Below are 15,783 nucleotides of genomic sequence, written 5' to 3' on the forward strand. Positions count from 1 at the left end.
CGATCAGGACTCCAGGGAACCGTCGAGGGTTTTCAGCGCGCCGTACAGGTTCGGACGACGGTCACGGAACGAGCCCCACGCGCTGCGGATGTGTTCCAGTTGGTCGAGGTCGAAGGTGTGAACCAGAATGCCTTCTTCGGTTTCGTTGAGTTCCTGCACCTTCTCGCCGAACTGGTTGGCGATGAACGACGAACCATAGAAGGTAATGTCGTAGCCGTCTTGTTCTTCGTTGCCGATGCGGTTACTGGCGATCAGCGGCATCAGGTTAGCGCCGGCATGGCCCTGTTGCACGCGTTGCCAGTGATCGCGGGACGAAATGGTCTTGTCGTGGGGCTCGCTGCCGATGGCGGTCGGGTAGAACAGAATTTCCGCGCCTTGCAGCGCCATGCTGCGCGCGGCCTCGGGGAACCACTGGTCCCAGCAGATGCCCACACCGATTTTCGCGTACCGGGTGTTCCAGACTTTGAAGCCGGTATCGCCCGGGTTGAAGTAGTACTTCTCGTGGTAACCAGGGCCGTCCGGGATGTGGCTTTTACGATAAATCCCGAGGTTACTGCCGTCGGCATCGATAATCGCGATGCTGTTGAAACGAGCGCGGCCGGCCAATTCGTAGAAGCTGATCGGCAGCACCACTTGCAGTTCCTTGGCGACTTTCTGGAAATGCTTGATGGCGACGTTGTCTTCGACCGTCGTGGCCAGTTGCAGATAATCCGGATTCGGCTTCTGACAGAAGTACGGCGCCTCGAACAGTTCCTGGATCAGGATGATCTGCGCGCCTTTGGCGGCGGCTTCACGGACCAGCCGTTCAGCGACTTCGATATTGCCTTCAAGGTCCCAGGAACAGGCCATCTGAGTGGCGGCGACGGTAACGTTACGGCTCATGAATCATCTCCGGGCAAGTGCGTGACGGTCGGGCATGGTTCATCCACGCCCTGGCATTGGCGACTTTATAGCCGATAAAAATCGGCTTTAAAAGCGACAAATATGCCTTACGTCTAAAAATAAGCACTTAAACCCGATAACAATCGAATTAACGCCACGACTCCTGTGGGAGCGAGCTTGCTCGCGATAGCGGTCTTTCAGTCAAAACATCCGTGACTGACACGACCTCATCGCGAACAGGCTCGCTCCTACGGGGCGGTGTTTACAGGTCTTCCGAGAGCACCTTCGAGAGCATGTCGACAAAGAAATCCACGCTGCGGCGCGTGGTGACCATTGGCGGTTTGATCTTGAGGACGTTCAGGAAATCGCCCGTCGGCTGCATGAAGATCCCCAATTCGCGCAAGCGATCGCACAGCGCGGTGGTTTCCTCGGTCGCAGGCTCCAGGGTTTCGCGGTTGCGGATCAATTCCACGCCCAGGTAGAACCCGGAACCGTGCACCGCGCCCACCAGCAGATGAATATCGATCAGCGCTTCCAGGCGCTCCTTGAAATATCCGCCAACGACCTGCGCGTTTTCCCAGAGCTTCTCCTCTTCCATCACATCCAGCACCGCCATGCCGACCTGGCAACTCACCGGACTGCCGCCGGCGGACGAGAAGAAATAGCCCTCGGCTTCCAGTGCTTCGGCGATTTCCCGGCGGGTGATCACCGCGCCCAGTGGCTGACCGTTGCCCATGCCTTTGGCCATGGTGATGATGTCCGGCACTACACCCTGCTCTTCGAAGCCCCAGAAGAAATGGCCCATGCGCCCGTAGCCGACTTGCACTTCGTCGGCGATGCACACGCCGCCCTGGGCACGCACCATGGCATAGACCTGCTTCAGGTAACCCGGCGGCAGCGAAATACCACCGGCATTGCCGTACACCGGCTCGCAGATGAAGCCGGCCAGTTGGCGTTTTTGCTCGGCGATTTTCGCCAGGTTGTGTTCGACGCTGCGCACATAGTCCGGCGCACTGTCGGGGCCACGGAACTCGCCGCGATAGGTGTTCGGTGCCGTCACCGGGTGCACCCAGTCCGGACGACTGCTCAAGGCTTTCGGGTTGTCGGCAATCGAGGTCGAGACCGCATCGGCGCCCACCGTCCAGCCGTGATAGGCCTCCAGCACGCTGAGCATGTCGCGACCGCCGCTGTAGGCCCACGCCAGGCGGATTGCCAGGTCGTTGGCCTCGCTGCCGCTGTTGACCAGGAACACGCGGTCCATGGAGTCCGGGGCCAGCTTCAACAAACGCTCGGAAAACTCGGCAACGGCTGCGTAGTTGAACCGCGAGTTGGTATTGAGCAGCGACCACTGGCGACTGGCGACCGCGGCCATGCGCGGATGGCCGTGCCCCAGCACCGCGACGTTGTTGAGCATGTCGAGGTAGGAACGGCCCTGCATGTCGATCAGGTGGTTGCGCCAGCCGCGTTCGATGCGCGGCGGGTCGACGTAATAGTGTTTTTGCGTGCGCGCGAAACTGGCATCGCGACGGGCCAGCAAGGTGTGTGCGTCAAGCTCTGGTTCAGCATCGCAGGCCAGGCCCAGCAGGGCTGCCGGTGACGGGCACAAGGCTTGCCAGGCGGCTGCACGTGACGGTGTGCAGAACAACGGTGCCGTCAACGAGGCACCACGAGTCAGTTGCACGATCAGCGGCCCGCTGACCGCACCCAGCACCTGACCTTTGACCAGCGCCGCTCCGATATGCAGCGACGGCGTGACGCCCCAGAGCCGCACGCTCAGTTGCGGGCCGTCGAGTTGCAACACCCCAGGCGACGGCTGATGGATCACGCCCGCAAATGGTGACTCGACCGCCGTGCCGTGGGGCACCCGCAGTTCTACATGCAACGGGCAGGTGTCCGGTTCGATCGCGCTGTCCGGTCGGGTGCGGGACAAACGGTATTGCCCGTAACGACTGGCCGCCAGACCGTGGGCGGCGGCCGCTTCGTTCAACAACCGCTGATCGATGCCCTCCTGCTCCCAGTTTCCGGCTTCGAAATGCGGGCTGAGCACGCCCAGGTCGATCAAGGCAAACTCACGACCGACCAGGCTTGGCAGCAGCGGCGCAAAGCCTTCGCCGACAATCTCCGGCAGGCTCTGGCCAACCGACGTCAGGATCGCCGCCTCCATCAAGGCCAGGGGCACCGAGGTGGCCACGCGGAAGATTTCCCACTCGTGGGTGAGGTTGTCGCGACTGTAGTCGTTGCCCGGATCGATGCTGACCTGCTGCTCACCACTGAGCACGAGCACCGCCGCGCGAGCGACGATCAGCGGCCACAATGCCAGCAACTCTTCATGGGTCAGCGGATTGACCGCGTGATAGGCCTGCACCGCCGGCAAAATGCAGAACGGGTCGCCGTCGGCGTGATGCAGCAACGCCGCGCAGGTCACCGACAGGTCAGTGATGCGCCAGGTGCGGATCAAATCACCGAAATCGATCACGCCCTGCAATTGCCAGTGGCGTTGCGCATCGCGCTGCCACACCACGTTATCGTCGGTGATGTCCATGTGGATGGCCTGCACCGGCAGCTTGTCCACCAGTGGCTGCAAATGACGCTCGGCCTGCCCGGCCGCTTCACCGATCAATGTGCGCTGCGCGTCGTCCTGGATCACCGGCAACAAATGCGCGATCAACGCCTGAGCATGACGAGCGTCCCACTGCAGGGTGCGCTCCAGTCCCGGATGATCAAAATCCGCCAGCGCCAGGTCCATCTCGCCGCACAAGCGACCGAAGCCGGCCACCACCGTACGATTGAAATGATCCAGATGGGTCAGGGACTGGCCTTCGATGTAGTCCAGCAAGCGCACGTGTACCGACTGGCCTCCGACTTTCAGCGTCAGCAGGTCCGCACCATTCTTCGCGGGGATCACCCGTGGCACGTGCACGTCCGGGTGTTGGCCCAGATGTTTGAGCCCGGCGTGCTGGGCTTGCAGCTCCAGCGCCGAATAGTCGCCCCGACAGATTTTCAGGACAAAACGGCCCTGGTCGCTGTCGACGCGGTAGTTCAGATCCTGCTGGCTGCCGAGGGCCTGCAACCTTCCGCCCAGCCCGTAATGCTCTTGCAACAGCTCAAGCGCTTGCTCCGCAGAGACTTGCGGACTGGGCAAACTGGCGCGATGAATCAACGTGGCGAGCGGCATACAACAACCCCTGAAATTTTATTAGGCGCCTATATCGCCACTGCTCGGGGCGATACGCAACCCCCCTGTCATCCGCCAGATGATCGACAGGCCAGGTAAACCAGAAAAGAAAAAATGACGCAGCACTCAACTTGAACAAGACTCTACGCAAGAATGTCGACCATCAAATGTCTATTACTGGAGTAACACCATGAATGTAGCTACCACCGACCTACCCGGCGTTCTGATCATCGAACCCAAGGTTTTTGGTGATGAGCGAGGATTTTTTTACGAAAGCTTCAACGCAAATGCTTTTGCAGCGGCGACGGGAGTAGAAAAGCAATTCGTTCAGGACAACCACTCGCGCTCGCAAAAAGGCGTGCTTCGTGGCCTGCACTACCAACTGGAAAATACACAGGGCAAGCTGGTTCGCGTCACGGCCGGTGAAGTGCTCGACGTGGCCGTGGACATTCGCCGCAGCTCGCCGCATTTCGGCCAATGGGTCAGTATTCGATTATCCGCCGCCAATAATCGCCAGCTCTGGATTCCTGAAGGCTTTGCCCATGGCTTCGTGGTCTTGAGCGACTATGCCGAGTTCCTCTACAAGACCACCGACTACTACAACCCATCGTCCGAGCGCGCCATTCGTTGGGATGATCCGGACCTGGCCATCGACTGGCAACTGGACGCCGAGCCGCAACTGTCGGCCAAGGACAAGGTCGCGGCCTTCTTCAAGGACGCTCAGGTATTTGCCTGAAGCAGGCACACCCGCCCCAAGGTGCGCAGACTGCGCCCGCAAGCCTAGGCATAATGCGCCTGTACCCACAGGCGCTCGATGCTTATGACCCCGACCCTCCCCCGCAGACCTCGCTGGCGCAGCCTGGCGCTGCTTGCCTTGTGCCTGGCGCCGTTGTTGTGGCCGCTGGAGCATCTGGCCGAGCGCTATTACCGCAGCGAACTGGCCAGCCAGAACCGGCAGACCCTTGACCTCTATGTCGCCAACCTGCTGGGCACCCTGCATCGCTATGAAGTACTGCCGCAGATCCTCGGCGATTTGCCGGCCTTGCGCGCCGTGCTCGGTGCGCCGGACGACGGCGTCACCCAGGGCAATGCCAATCGCCTGCTGAAAAACATTCGCGCCCAGACCGGCGCCGAAGTCATGTACCTGATGGACACCACGGGCAAGACTCTGGCGGCGTCCAACTGGGACAAGCACGACAGTTTCGTTGGCCGTAACTTTGCCTTCCGCCCGTACTTCAGCGAGGCCATGGCCGGGCGGCTCGGGCGCTTTTTCGGGCTGGGCACCACCTCCGCCAAACGCGGCTACTTCTTCGCCGCGGCGGTGCGCGACGGCGAGAAAATCATCGGCGTACTGGTGGTGAAGGTTGACCTCGACCACACCGAAAGCCTGTGGGGCAAAACCCCCGAACAACTGCTGCTGACCGACCATAACGGCGTGGTCATCATCACCTCGCGGCCGGAATGGCGCTTTCGCGCGACCCGTCCGCTGAACGATGAAGAGAGCAAGGCCATCACCGCGATCCAGCCTTACCCGACGCGGGAGCCCCAGCCCTTGAATCTCAATCCCAACGCCTGGCTGACCCAGACCCAGTCGATCGCGGAAACCGGCTGGGACGTCAGCATCCTCGCCCCGCGCACCCTGATAGACCGCCCGGTACGCACGGTGGTCGCCATCGGTGGCGCCACGTTGTTGGTATTGATGCTGCTCCTCGGCCTGATGATGCAGCGCCGCCGCCATTACCTTGAACGAATCGCTTTCGAAGCCAAGGCCCGACGCGAACTGGAAGCCCGGGTTGCCGAACGCACCAGCGATCTGGAAGGCCTCAACCGTCGATTGAAACAGGAAGTGCTGGAGCGCGAGCAGGCCCAGCAAGAACTCGTGCGCGCCCAGGACGATCTGGTGCAGGCCGGCAAACTGTCGGCGCTGGGCACGATGTCGGCGAGCATCAGCCACGAACTCAACCAACCGCTGGCGGCGATTCGCAGCTACGCGGAAAACGCTGAAGTGCTGCTCGATCACCAGCGTACCGACGATGCGCGGGGCAACCTCAAGCTGATCAGCGAACTGACCGGGCGCATGGCCTCGATCATCGCCCATCTGCGCGCCTTTGCCCGCCGTGATCGGCACGCCCCGGAAAGCGTCGCCCTGCAACCGGCGCTGGACGATGCCCTGGCATTGCTGGCCAAGCGTCGGCGCAGCATGGAGGTCGAACTGATCCGCGACCTGCCTGCCGCCACCCTGTGGGTCGAGGCCGGCGAAACCCGCCTGCGTCAGGTGCTCGGCAATCTGCTGGCTAACGCCCTGGATGCCCTGACGGAAAAAGGCCCGCCGCGAAAACTCTGGCTCAGTGCCCAATCCACCGCCGATGGCGTCAACCTGTACATTCGCGACAATGGCCCCGGCTTTTGCATGGAAGCCCTGGGCCGCGCCAGCGAGCCTTTCTACACCACCAAGACCCGCACCCAGGGCCTTGGGCTGGGCCTGGCGATCTGCGAAACCCTGATGCGCGCCTTCGGTGGTGAACTGTCGTTCGCCAACCACAAGGAAGGTGGCGCGTTGATTACCCTGAAGCTGCGCGCCGGCGCACCGGGTGTGAGCCTGCAACCGTCCGAGGACCGAAGTGCATGACCATCGACAACCGCATCCAGGTCGTGTTGATCGACGACGATCCCCACCTGCGCCAGGCCCTGAGCCAGACGCTGGATCTGGCCGGCCTGAAAATCCTGCCGCTGGCCGAAGCCAAAGGCCTGGCCGCACAACTGGAACGCGACTGGCCGGGCGTGGTGGTCAGCGATATTCGCATGCCGGGCATGGACGGCCTGGAATTGCTGACTGAACTCCACGCCCAGGACCCGGAGCTGCCGGTGTTGCTGATTACCGGTCACGGTGACGTGCCCCTGGCGGTGCAGGCCATGCGCGCCGGGGCCTACGACTTCCTCGAAAAACCTTTCGCCAGCGACGCTCTGCTCGACAGCGTACGTCGCGCCCTGGCCTTGCGCCGACTGGTGCTGGACAACCGCAGCCTGCGTCTGGCCCTGAGCGATCGCAATGAATTGAGCGCCCGCCTGGTCGGGCAATCGCCCTCGATGCTACGGCTGCGCCAACAAATCGGGGCCTTGGCGGCGACCAAGGCCGACGTGCTGATCCTTGGCGAAACCGGGGCCGGCAAAGAAGTGGTCGCGCGGGCGCTGCATGACCTGTCGAACAGACGCAGCGGTCCGTTCGTGGCGATCAACGCCGGCGCACTGGCCGAGTCGGTGGTTGAAAGCGAGCTGTTCGGTCACGAGCCAGGCGCCTTCACGGGCGCGCAGAAACGCCGTATCGGCAAGTTCGAATTCGCCAACGGCGGCACGCTGTTTCTCGATGAAATCGAAAGCATGAGCCTGGATGTGCAGGTGAAATTGCTGCGGTTGCTGCAAGAACGGGTGGTCGAACGCTTGGGCGGCAATCAGCTGATTCCGCTGGACATCCGCATCATCGCCGCCACCAAGGAAGACCTGCGCCAGTCCGCCGATCAGGGACGTTTTCGCGCCGACCTGTATTACCGACTGAATGTCGCACCGCTGCGTATTCCACCCCTGCGCGAGCGCGGCGAAGATGCCTTGATGCTGTTCCAGCATTTCGCCGATGAAGCCAGCGCCCGCCACGGCTTGCCGCCCAACGAGCTGCAACCGGGGCAACGGGCGCAGCTGCTGCGCCATACCTGGCCGGGCAACGTGCGCGAACTGCAAAACGCCGCCGAACGTTTCGCCCTCGGCCTGGAGCTGGCACTGGACAATACAGAGCTGCAAGACACTGCGGGAGCACCGCTGACGGTGGTCAGCGGTGGCCTGAGCGAGCAAGTGGAAAACTTCGAAAAAACCCTGATCTCCGCCGAACTGGCGCGCTCGCACAGCTCGCTACGCAGCGTCGCCGAAGCCTTGGGCATTCCACGCAAGACCTTGCACGACAAGCTGCGCAAGCACGGCTTGAGCTTCGCCGACAGTGGCGCCTCCAGCCACACCGACGAACTCGATTGAGCCACGGTCAAATCATCCATTTAAAACAAGAGGCCCTGCATGAACCGCGACAGTCGTTACCTGGAAACCGTTCTCCATCACGACATCCCCCTCACGCGGGACATGGGCCTCAAAGTGCTCGACTGGCACGATCAGCAGCTGCGCCTGTATTTGCCGCTGGACGCCAACGTCAACCACAAGAGCACCATGTTCGGCGGCAGCCTGTATTGCGGCGCGGTGTTGGCCGGCTGGGGCTGGCTGCATTTGCGAATGAAAGAAGAAGGCATTGAAGACGGGCACATCGTGATTCAGGAAGGGCAGATCAGCTACCCGCTTCCCGTCACCGGCGATGCGAACGCCATTTGCCAGGCGCCGAGTGCTGCGGTGTGGAAGAAATTCCTGACCATGTACCAGCGTTACGGCCGGGCGCGGTTGACCCTGCATACGCGGGTCGTGAATGCGGGAAGCGAGGAAGACGCCGTGACGTTCACCGGGCAGTACGTACTGCACCGCTGAAGCGCAATGACCATCGTAGGAGCCGGCTTGCTGGCGATTCATGCAACGCGGTGTGTCAGACACACCGCATCGCTGGCAAACCAGCTACAGGTTAGCCAGCGCCAACAATTTATCCCGCCACGCCGACTTCGCCGGCAGCGCCAAAAAGAACTCATTCAATAGCGATTCCCGCGCCGGATAGCTGAATGGCGCGCCACTCAATTCCAGCACCTCGCCACCCGCCCCTTCCAGCACGCCTTGCGCGGCCGCCGTGTCCCACTGCGAAGTCGGTGCCAGGCGCGGATAACAATCCGCCGCCCCTTCGGCCAACAGGCAAAACTTCAGTGAGCTGCCGATATTGGCCAGTTCCAGCTCACCCAGGCTGGCGCTCAACCCGGCCAGCAAACGTTCCTGTTCAGGGCTGGAATGGCGACGACTGGCGACTACGGTGAACGCCACACCCGCCGGCGGCACTTCGCGAACCTGAATCGGCAGCGGCGCTTCACCCCTGTCGCCACGCCAGGCGCCCAACCCGGCACCGCCCACGTAAAAACGTCCGCTGGTCGGCATCGACACCACACCAAACACCACACGCCCCTGCTCGATCAGGGCGATGTTGACGGTGAACTCTTCACTGCCGGAAATGAACTCCTTGGTCCCGTCCAGCGGATCGACCAGCCACCAGCGCTGCCACCCGGCGCGCACGCTCCGGGGGATGTTGGCGTCCTCTTCGGACAGCACCGGAATGCTCGGATCGAGTGCCGTCAGCCCGGCCAGAATCAGATGATGGGCAGCCAGGTCGGCGGCGGTCACCGGAGAGTCGTCGGCCTTGGCTGTCACCGCCGTACCTGTGCGCCAGAACGGCAGGATCGCGTCGCCCGCCTGCAAGGCCAGTTCAACCACCGGCGCCATCAATGGATGAGGAAAATTCATGGCAGGAACACTCCGCGTTGAGTCAGCAGGTCGCGGGCCAGATAAAGCGCCGCCAAGGCTCGCCCCTCAGTGAACTGCGGGTTTTGCGCCAGAGCGGACAGCTCGCGCAGGTTGACCTTGCTCTGACCCATCGGTTCCGGCTCGTCGCCCTCCAGACGTTCCTCATAGAGGTCGGTGGCCAGTACCACCTGGATCTTTTGGCTCATGTAACCGGGCGACAACGACAACTCGGTCAGATGCTCCAATTGCCGCGCACCGAAACCAGCCTCTTCCTTGAGCTCCCGCTCGGCCGCCGCCAGCACGTCTTCACCCGGCTCGATCAAGCCTTTGGGCAGCGACAGTTCGTATGCATCGGTGCCGCCGCAATACTCTTCGACCAGCACCGCATGATCGGCGTCGAGCATCGCCACAACCATCACCGCGCCATACCCGGCACCCTTGCCGACCAATCGCTCATAAGTGCGCTCTACGCCATTGGAAAAGCGCAACTTCAGTTCTTCGACACAGAACAAACGGCTGGTGGCGACGATCTCGCGGGCGAGGACGGTGGGTTTCTGGCGCATGAGCGGCTCCTGGGCAATAGCGGGTTACTATACCCGGCCTATCCTGATTGTTGTCTTCGGATACCTTTTTTACGCTGGAGAAGTTTTTATGTCCCTGCTGCCCTGGCACGACATCGACACCGTTCTGCTGGACATGGACGGCACGCTGCTGGACCTGCACTTCGACAACCATTTCTGGCTGGAGCATCTGCCCCAGCGTTATGCCGACTTGCACGGGATAAGCCGGGCCATGGCCGAGCTGGAACTGCAGCCGCTGTTCGAGCGCAATGCCGGTCAGTTGCAGTGGTATTGCCTGGATTTCTGGAGTGCCGAACTCAAGCTGCCGGTGCGCGAACTGAAGCTGGAAACCGCGCACCTGATCGCCCTGCGCCCCGATGCGGACACCTTCCTGGCGGCGATCAAACGGGCCGGCAAACGCGTGGTGCTGATCACCAATGCCCACCGTGACTCTCTGTCATTGAAGCTGGAAAAAATCGAACTGGCGCCCTACTTCGAACGCTTGATCAGCTCCCACGACTACGGTTTCCCCAAGGAAAACCCCCAGTTCTGGGAGGCGTTGCAGGCGGACATCGACTTCGATCCGGCGCGCAGCCTGTTTATCGACGACACCCTGCCGATCCTGCGCAGTGCCCGGGAATTTGGCGTGACGCATTTGCTGGCCGTGAAAGAGCCGGACAGCCGAAAAGGGCCGAAGGACACGGCAGAGTTTGCGGCGGTGGAGGATTATCGAGATTTGATTGCCGGGCTTTGAGACCTGACACCGTCATTGTGGCGAGGGAGCTTGCTCCCGCTTGGCTGCGCAGCAGGCACACTTCAGCTGACATGATCTATCAGAAAGAACACATTAGCCGGATTGGGAGTGCTTCGCCCTCCAGCGGGGGCAAGCTCCCTCGTCACGGGTTTTGTCTTTACTCGGGAATTCGCAACGACTGCCCCGGATAGATCTTGTTCGCATCCTTGAGCATCGGTTTGTTGGCTTCGAAAATTTTGTTGTACAGGTTGGCATTGCCGTACACACGCAGGGAAATGGCGCTCAGCGTGTCGCCCTTCTCGACCACGACAAACTTCGCCGCCACGATCACAGGCCCGATCACGGTGATCTGGTCTTCAACGCCGCTGACACCCGCCACATTGCCCAGTGCCAGGAGGATTTTTTCCTTCTCTTCCTGCGTATTCGCTTCGCCGCTGGCAATGACCTTATCGCCCTCGACCTTCACCTGAATCTTCGACGTGTCGATTCCCGTCAGCGCGCTTTGCACATGTCGGGTCAACGCTTCACTGTTGGCTTCGGCCTTGTCCGGCGTCAGTGCATCGAGGATTTTTTCACCGGCTTCTTTTAGAAAACTGAACAGACTCATCGGGCGCTCTCCATGGGAATTAAGTGTTCAGACGCAAAAGCCTAGACCACCCCCGTGACTTGTGGATCCAACCCGACCAATGACGCCGCTTCCCCCGGGAGATAGAATCGGCACCTGCTCAACCCCCTGGAGCCGCCCTGGAGCGAAGATGGACATCAAGCAGCTGAAATTCCTCATCGCTCTCGACGAAACCCGTCATTTCGGCCAGGCCGCCGCGCGCTGCCACATCACCCAGCCGACCCTGTCCATGCGCCTGCGCAACCTTGAAGAAGAGCTCGACTTGCCGCTGGTCAATCGCGGTCAGCGCTTCGAAGGCTTCACCGCGCCGGGCGAGCGGGTGCTGGCCTGGGCGCGCACGGTGTTGGCCGCCTACGACGGCTTGTACGCCGAGGCCGCCGCCTGTCGTGGCAACCTGGTCGGTACTTTGCGCCTGGGCGTGGTGCCGTTGTCGAGTTTCGATCCACTGCCGCTGCTGCAACACCTGCACGCGCAACACCCGAACCTGCGCTTCGAACTGTCGGCGTTGAGCTCCGAGCAAATCCTCGAACAACTGGCGAATAACCGGCTGGATATCGGCGTTTCTTATCTGGAGCGCCTGGACGGTGAACGCTTCGAGTCGCTGACGTTCAGCGAAGCGCGCATGGGCCTGCTGTACGATCAGCGTTTCTTCAACTTCGGCGAGTCGCCTCTGACTTGGGAATCGTTGATCGAGCTGCCGCTGGGCATGCTCACCAGTGGCATGCACTTTCGCCAGTCCATTGACCACAATTTCCACATCCGTGGCCTGACACCGCAACCGTTGCTGCAAACAGACGCGGTGCATCAATTGCTACAAGCGGTGCACGGCGGTCTGTGCTGTGCCGTGATGCCTCTGGACGGCGGTTTTGAACAGCTCACCGACCAACTGCGCCTGCACCCCATCGACAATGCCCAGACCCTGGCCCGACTGGGGCTGATCATGCGACGCAGCGCCCCACGCTCAGCGTTGGCGGAAGCCTGTTTTGCGATTTTGCAGCAATCGCTACCGAAGGCTTGATCGACGCCATCTATCAGTGGATCAGTAATAGCAATTAGACGCGACACGTTGTCGCGCCTAGTCTTAAAGCTGATCAAACCGTAGGTGATGCCATGAACGCCAAGCGCCCTGACTGCTCGGCGCCCGCCTCCACAACGCCCGAGCCCGCTGCCAGCCAGACTTACAGCTACAGCAACCTTCAATACACCGAATCAGCCAGCACCGCGTTGGCCGAGGAAGTCGCGTTGGCGATTGCCTACAACGGCATCAGCCAGGCGGTCATGCTGGTGACACCGACCGATCTCGAAGACTTCGTCGTCGGCTTCAGCCTTGGAAGCGGCATCATCCAGGACGCGTCCGAGATTTATGACCTGCAACTCAGTGGCTCGGGTTCGGCGCAGTACGCGCAAGTGACCATTGCCAACCGCGCGTTCTGGAACCTCAAGCAACAGCGTCGGCAACTGGCCGGCACCAGCGGTTGCGGGCTCTGCGGCGTGGAAGCGGTCGAACAGGCATTGCCGGACCTTCAAGTGCTGCCCGGCGCACCGTTGCCGCCCGCCGAATGGCTCGACGGCCTGCGCCAGCGCATCAGTGAGTTCCAGCCGCTTGGCCAGTATTGCGGTGCGGTACACGCTGCGGTGTTCATGAACGATCAGGGCCAATTGTTGCTGGGTCGTGAAGACATCGGCCGGCACAACGCCCTCGACAAACTGATTGGTGGCCTGATCCGTCGCAACATATCGACCACCGGCGGGCTGGCGATTGTCACCAGTCGCTGCAGCCTCGAATTGATCCAGAAAGTGCTGCGCGCCGGCATCCAGACCCTGGTCAGCCTGTCCTCGCCCACCGGCCTTGCCGTGCAATGGGCCCGTCGTCACAACCTCAATCTCATCCATCTGCCACAAAAGAATGCGCCACGGGTTTACAGCCCGGCTTTGGAGAATCAAGCGTGAGTCAACACCGTCAAGCCGACCAGACACCCGTTCCTCGCTACAAACCCTACAAAGGTCCGGCCGGTGGTTGGGGCGCACTGATCAGCGTCGCCCAGGCCTGGTTGACCAGCGACAACGCGCTGAAAAACCTGCGCATGATGCTCAAGACCAACAAGAACGGCGGTTTCGACTGCCCTGGTTGCGCCTGGGGCGACTCGCTGGAAGGCGGCATGGTGGCGTTCTGCGAGAACGGCGCCAAAGCGGTGAACTGGGAAGCGACCAAACGGCGTGTCGATGGCAAATTCTTCGCCAGACACAGTGTCACTTCGTTGCTGGAGCAGAGCGACTACTGGCTTGAATACCAGGGCCGCCTGACCGAGCCATTGCGCTATAACGCCGAGACCGATCGCTACCAACCCATCAGCTGGGACGATGCCTTTGCCCTGATCGCCAAGCATCTGCGCGGTTTGTCGAGCCCGGATCAAGCCGAGTTCTACACCTCTGGGCGTGCCAGCAATGAAGCGGCTTTTCTCTATCAATTGTTCGTGCGCGCCTATGGCACCAACAACTTCCCCGACTGCTCGAACATGTGCCATGAAGCCAGTGGTGTCGCGTTGGCGCAAAGCGTTGGCGTCGGCAAAGGCACCCTGACTTTCGATGACTTTGAACACGCCGATGCCATTTTCGTCTGGGGCCAGAACCCCGGCACCAACCACCCGCGGATGCTTGAGCCGCTGCGCGAAGCGGTGAAACGCGGCGCACAAGTGGTGTGCATCAACCCGCTCAAGGAACGGGGCCTGGAACGCTTCCAGCACCCGCAACACCCGATCGAAATGCTCACCAACCGCGACAAGCCGACCAACACCGCATACTTCCGCCCGGCACTGGGCGGCGACATGGCGATCATGCGCGGCATGGCCAAGTTCCTGTTGCAGTGGGAGCGCGACGCGCAGAAGGCGGGGGAACCTGCCGTGTTCGATCACGAGTTCCTCAATGAGCACTGCGTCAACGTGCTGGATTACCTCGCAGTCATCGACGACACCCCGTGGGAGCAGATCGTCGAGCAATCCGGCCTGCCTCTGGTGGAAATCGAGCAAGCGGCGCGCATGTACGCCAAGGGCAAGAACGTCATCATGTGCTGGGCGATGGGCATCACCCAGCATCGTCACTCGGTGGCGACCATCCAGGAAATCGCCAACCTGATGCTGCTGCGCGGCAACATCGGTCGACCAGGCGCGGGCCTGTGCCCGGTGCGTGGCCACAGTAACGTGCAGGGCGATCGGACCATGGGCATCAACGAGCGCCCGCCGGTGGCGTTCCTCGATGCGCTGGAGCGTCGTTTCCAGTTCAGAGTGCCGCGCGAAAACGGCCACAACGTGGTTGAAGCGATTCACGCCATGGCCGAGGGTCGGGCAAAAGTGTTCATTGCCCTGGGCGGTAACTTCGCCCAAGCCACTCCCGACAGCCCACGGACCTTCCAGGCCCTGAGCAATTGCGACCTGACCGTGCAGATCAGCACCAAGCTCAACCGCAGCCATCTGGCCCACGGTAAGGACGCATTGATTCTGCCATGCCTGGGTCGCACCGACATCGACCGACAAACCGAAGGCCCCCAAGCGGTCACCGTCGAGGACTCGTTCAGCATGGTCCACGCCTCCAATGGCCAATTGGAACCGCTGTCGAACCAGATGCGTTCGGAGCCGGCGATTCTGGCCGGCATCGCGGCAGCCACGCTGGGCAGCCACCCGGTGGACTGGAACTGGTTGGTAGCGGACTACAGGCGCATCCGCGACCTGATTGCCGACACCATCCCTGGCTTCAAGGACTTCAACGAGAAAATCAAGAATCCGGGTGGCTTCTACCTCGGCAACAGCGCCGGTGCGCGCAAGTGGAACACCGCGTCAGGCCGAGCCAATTTCCGCCCGAATGCGCTGCCGGAGAACCTGGTGCATGAGCGCACCCGCGCCACCGGCGTACTGCCGGACCTGATCCTGCAATCGATGCGCTCCCACGATCAGTACAACACCACGATCTATGGGCTCAATGACCGCTATCGCGGGGTGAAAGGCCAGCGTGACGTGTTGTTCGTCAACGAAGCCGACATCATTCGCCTGGGCTTCAAGCCGGGGCAGAAGGCTGACATCGTATCGATCTGGGATGATGGCCTGGAGCGTCGGGTGAAAGGCTTTACGCTGCTGGCGTTTGATATCCCGGCCGGGCAAGCGGCGGCCTACTATCCGGAAGTGAACCCGTTGGTGCCGCTGGAAAGCACTGGGGATGGCAGCCATACGCCCACCTCGAAGTTCGTCGCCATCCGCCTGGAAGCGGCGAGCGAGACCGGGTTGATCATGGCCAGGTCGGCTTAAGCGGCGGCAGGTCGAGCCCCATCGCGGGCAAGCCACGCTCCCACAGGGTTTGAGTTGTATGCATT

The 15,783-nt window shown here is 61.6% G+C and carries 13 protein-coding genes; 8 read left to right on the plus strand and 5 right to left on the minus strand.

From position 1 onward, the window contains the following. Positions 1-3 precede the first annotated feature (3 nt). A complete protein-coding gene (gene aguB, locus ACVWYU_RS07390; protein WP_090327934.1) occupies positions 4-882 on the minus strand; it encodes an N-carbamoylputrescine amidase in 879 nt (292 codons plus the stop codon). 262 nt (positions 883-1,144) lie between these two features. Then, entirely contained in the window at positions 1,145-4,057 is a 2,913-nt protein-coding gene (locus tag ACVWYU_RS07395; protein WP_457372336.1) for an aminotransferase, read from the minus strand. A gap of 190 nt (positions 4,058-4,247) precedes the next feature. Between ACVWYU_RS07395 and rfbC the strand changes: the two genes are divergently transcribed. From rfbC to ACVWYU_RS07415, 4 genes are all read left to right on the plus strand, one after another. Next, on the plus strand, positions 4,248-4,793 hold the full coding sequence (gene rfbC / locus ACVWYU_RS07400) for a dTDP-4-dehydrorhamnose 3,5-epimerase (protein ID WP_457372337.1): 546 nt from the start codon (positions 4,248-4,250) through the stop codon (positions 4,791-4,793). Positions 4,794-4,877: 84 nt separating this feature from the next. Next, positions 4,878-6,686: a sensor histidine kinase gene (locus ACVWYU_RS07405; RefSeq protein ID WP_457372338.1), complete on the plus strand. Its 1,809-nt coding sequence runs from the start codon at positions 4,878-4,880 to the stop codon at positions 6,684-6,686. Beyond that, on the plus strand, positions 6,683-8,077 hold the full coding sequence (locus tag ACVWYU_RS07410) for a sigma-54-dependent transcriptional regulator (RefSeq protein ID WP_457372339.1): 1,395 nt from the start codon (positions 6,683-6,685) through the stop codon (positions 8,075-8,077). The genes ACVWYU_RS07405 and ACVWYU_RS07410 overlap by 4 nt, the downstream gene beginning before the upstream one ends. Before the next feature lie 39 nt (positions 8,078-8,116). Next, a complete protein-coding gene (locus ACVWYU_RS07415; protein WP_247256680.1) occupies positions 8,117-8,572 on the plus strand; it encodes a YiiD C-terminal domain-containing protein in 456 nt (151 codons plus the stop codon). A gap of 84 nt (positions 8,573-8,656) precedes the next feature. Here ACVWYU_RS07415 and cysQ read toward each other — a convergent pair whose 3' ends face one another. Further along, positions 8,657-9,484 (minus strand): 3'(2'),5'-bisphosphate nucleotidase CysQ, encoded by an 828-nt coding sequence (gene cysQ / locus ACVWYU_RS07420; RefSeq protein WP_457372340.1) that lies wholly within the window; start codon positions 9,482-9,484, stop codon positions 8,657-8,659. Beyond that, positions 9,481-10,047, minus strand: coding sequence for an ADP compounds hydrolase NudE (gene nudE / locus ACVWYU_RS07425; RefSeq protein ID WP_090327911.1), 567 nt, complete (start codon positions 10,045-10,047; stop codon positions 9,481-9,483). The genes cysQ and nudE overlap by 4 nt, the downstream gene beginning before the upstream one ends. Before the next feature lie 88 nt (positions 10,048-10,135). Here nudE and yrfG point away from each other — a divergent pair, with 88 nt between their 5' ends. Next, positions 10,136-10,798: a GMP/IMP nucleotidase gene (gene yrfG, locus ACVWYU_RS07430; RefSeq protein WP_090327909.1), complete on the plus strand. Its 663-nt coding sequence runs from the start codon at positions 10,136-10,138 to the stop codon at positions 10,796-10,798. A gap of 157 nt (positions 10,799-10,955) precedes the next feature. Here yrfG and lysM read toward each other — a convergent pair whose 3' ends face one another. Further along, on the minus strand, positions 10,956-11,405 hold the full coding sequence (gene lysM, locus ACVWYU_RS07435; protein ID WP_457372341.1) for a peptidoglycan-binding protein LysM: 450 nt from the start codon (positions 11,403-11,405) through the stop codon (positions 10,956-10,958). A 148-nt stretch (positions 11,406-11,553) separates the two neighbouring features. Between lysM and ACVWYU_RS07440 the strand changes: the two genes are divergently transcribed. The 3 genes from ACVWYU_RS07440 to ACVWYU_RS07450 all read left to right on the plus strand — a co-directional run bounded on the left by ACVWYU_RS07440 (position 11,554) and on the right by ACVWYU_RS07450 (position 15,718). Beyond that, the gene (locus ACVWYU_RS07440) at positions 11,554-12,441 is read left to right on the plus strand and encodes a LysR family transcriptional regulator (RefSeq protein ID WP_090327903.1); all 888 of its coding nucleotides are present in this window, start codon (positions 11,554-11,556) and stop codon (positions 12,439-12,441) included. Between the two features lie 92 nt (positions 12,442-12,533). Further along, positions 12,534-13,373, plus strand: coding sequence for a formate dehydrogenase accessory sulfurtransferase FdhD (gene fdhD, locus ACVWYU_RS07445; RefSeq protein ID WP_090327899.1), 840 nt, complete (start codon positions 12,534-12,536; stop codon positions 13,371-13,373). Beyond that, positions 13,370-15,718 (plus strand): FdhF/YdeP family oxidoreductase, encoded by a 2,349-nt coding sequence (locus ACVWYU_RS07450; RefSeq protein WP_457372342.1) that lies wholly within the window; start codon positions 13,370-13,372, stop codon positions 15,716-15,718. The genes fdhD and ACVWYU_RS07450 overlap by 4 nt, the downstream gene beginning before the upstream one ends. Positions 15,719-15,783 lie beyond the last annotated feature (65 nt).

It is taken from the genome of Pseudomonas sp. TE12234 (assembly GCF_054061835.1).

Excerpts from the sequence above, each read along its gene's own strand:
- aguB (WP_090327934.1), bottom strand. The coding sequence starts at position 882 with ATGAGCCGTAACGTTACCGTCGCCGCCACTCAGATGGCCTGTTCCTGG.
- ACVWYU_RS07395 (WP_457372336.1), bottom strand. The coding sequence starts at position 4,057 with ATGCCGCTCGCCACGTTGATTCATCGCGCCAGTTTGCCCAGTCCGCAA.
- rfbC (WP_457372337.1), top strand. The coding sequence starts at position 4,248 with ATGAATGTAGCTACCACCGACCTACCCGGCGTTCTGATCATCGAACCC.
- ACVWYU_RS07405 (WP_457372338.1), top strand. The coding sequence starts at position 4,878 with ATGACCCCGACCCTCCCCCGCAGACCTCGCTGGCGCAGCCTGGCGCTG.
- ACVWYU_RS07410 (WP_457372339.1), top strand. The coding sequence starts at position 6,683 with ATGACCATCGACAACCGCATCCAGGTCGTGTTGATCGACGACGATCCC.
- ACVWYU_RS07415 (WP_247256680.1), top strand. The coding sequence starts at position 8,117 with ATGAACCGCGACAGTCGTTACCTGGAAACCGTTCTCCATCACGACATC.
- cysQ (WP_457372340.1), bottom strand. The coding sequence starts at position 9,484 with ATGAATTTTCCTCATCCATTGATGGCGCCGGTGGTTGAACTGGCCTTG.
- nudE (WP_090327911.1), bottom strand. The coding sequence starts at position 10,047 with ATGCGCCAGAAACCCACCGTCCTCGCCCGCGAGATCGTCGCCACCAGC.
- yrfG (WP_090327909.1), top strand. The coding sequence starts at position 10,136 with ATGTCCCTGCTGCCCTGGCACGACATCGACACCGTTCTGCTGGACATG.
- lysM (WP_457372341.1), bottom strand. The coding sequence starts at position 11,405 with ATGAGTCTGTTCAGTTTTCTAAAAGAAGCCGGTGAAAAAATCCTCGAT.
- ACVWYU_RS07440 (WP_090327903.1), top strand. The coding sequence starts at position 11,554 with ATGGACATCAAGCAGCTGAAATTCCTCATCGCTCTCGACGAAACCCGT.
- fdhD (WP_090327899.1), top strand. The coding sequence starts at position 12,534 with ATGAACGCCAAGCGCCCTGACTGCTCGGCGCCCGCCTCCACAACGCCC.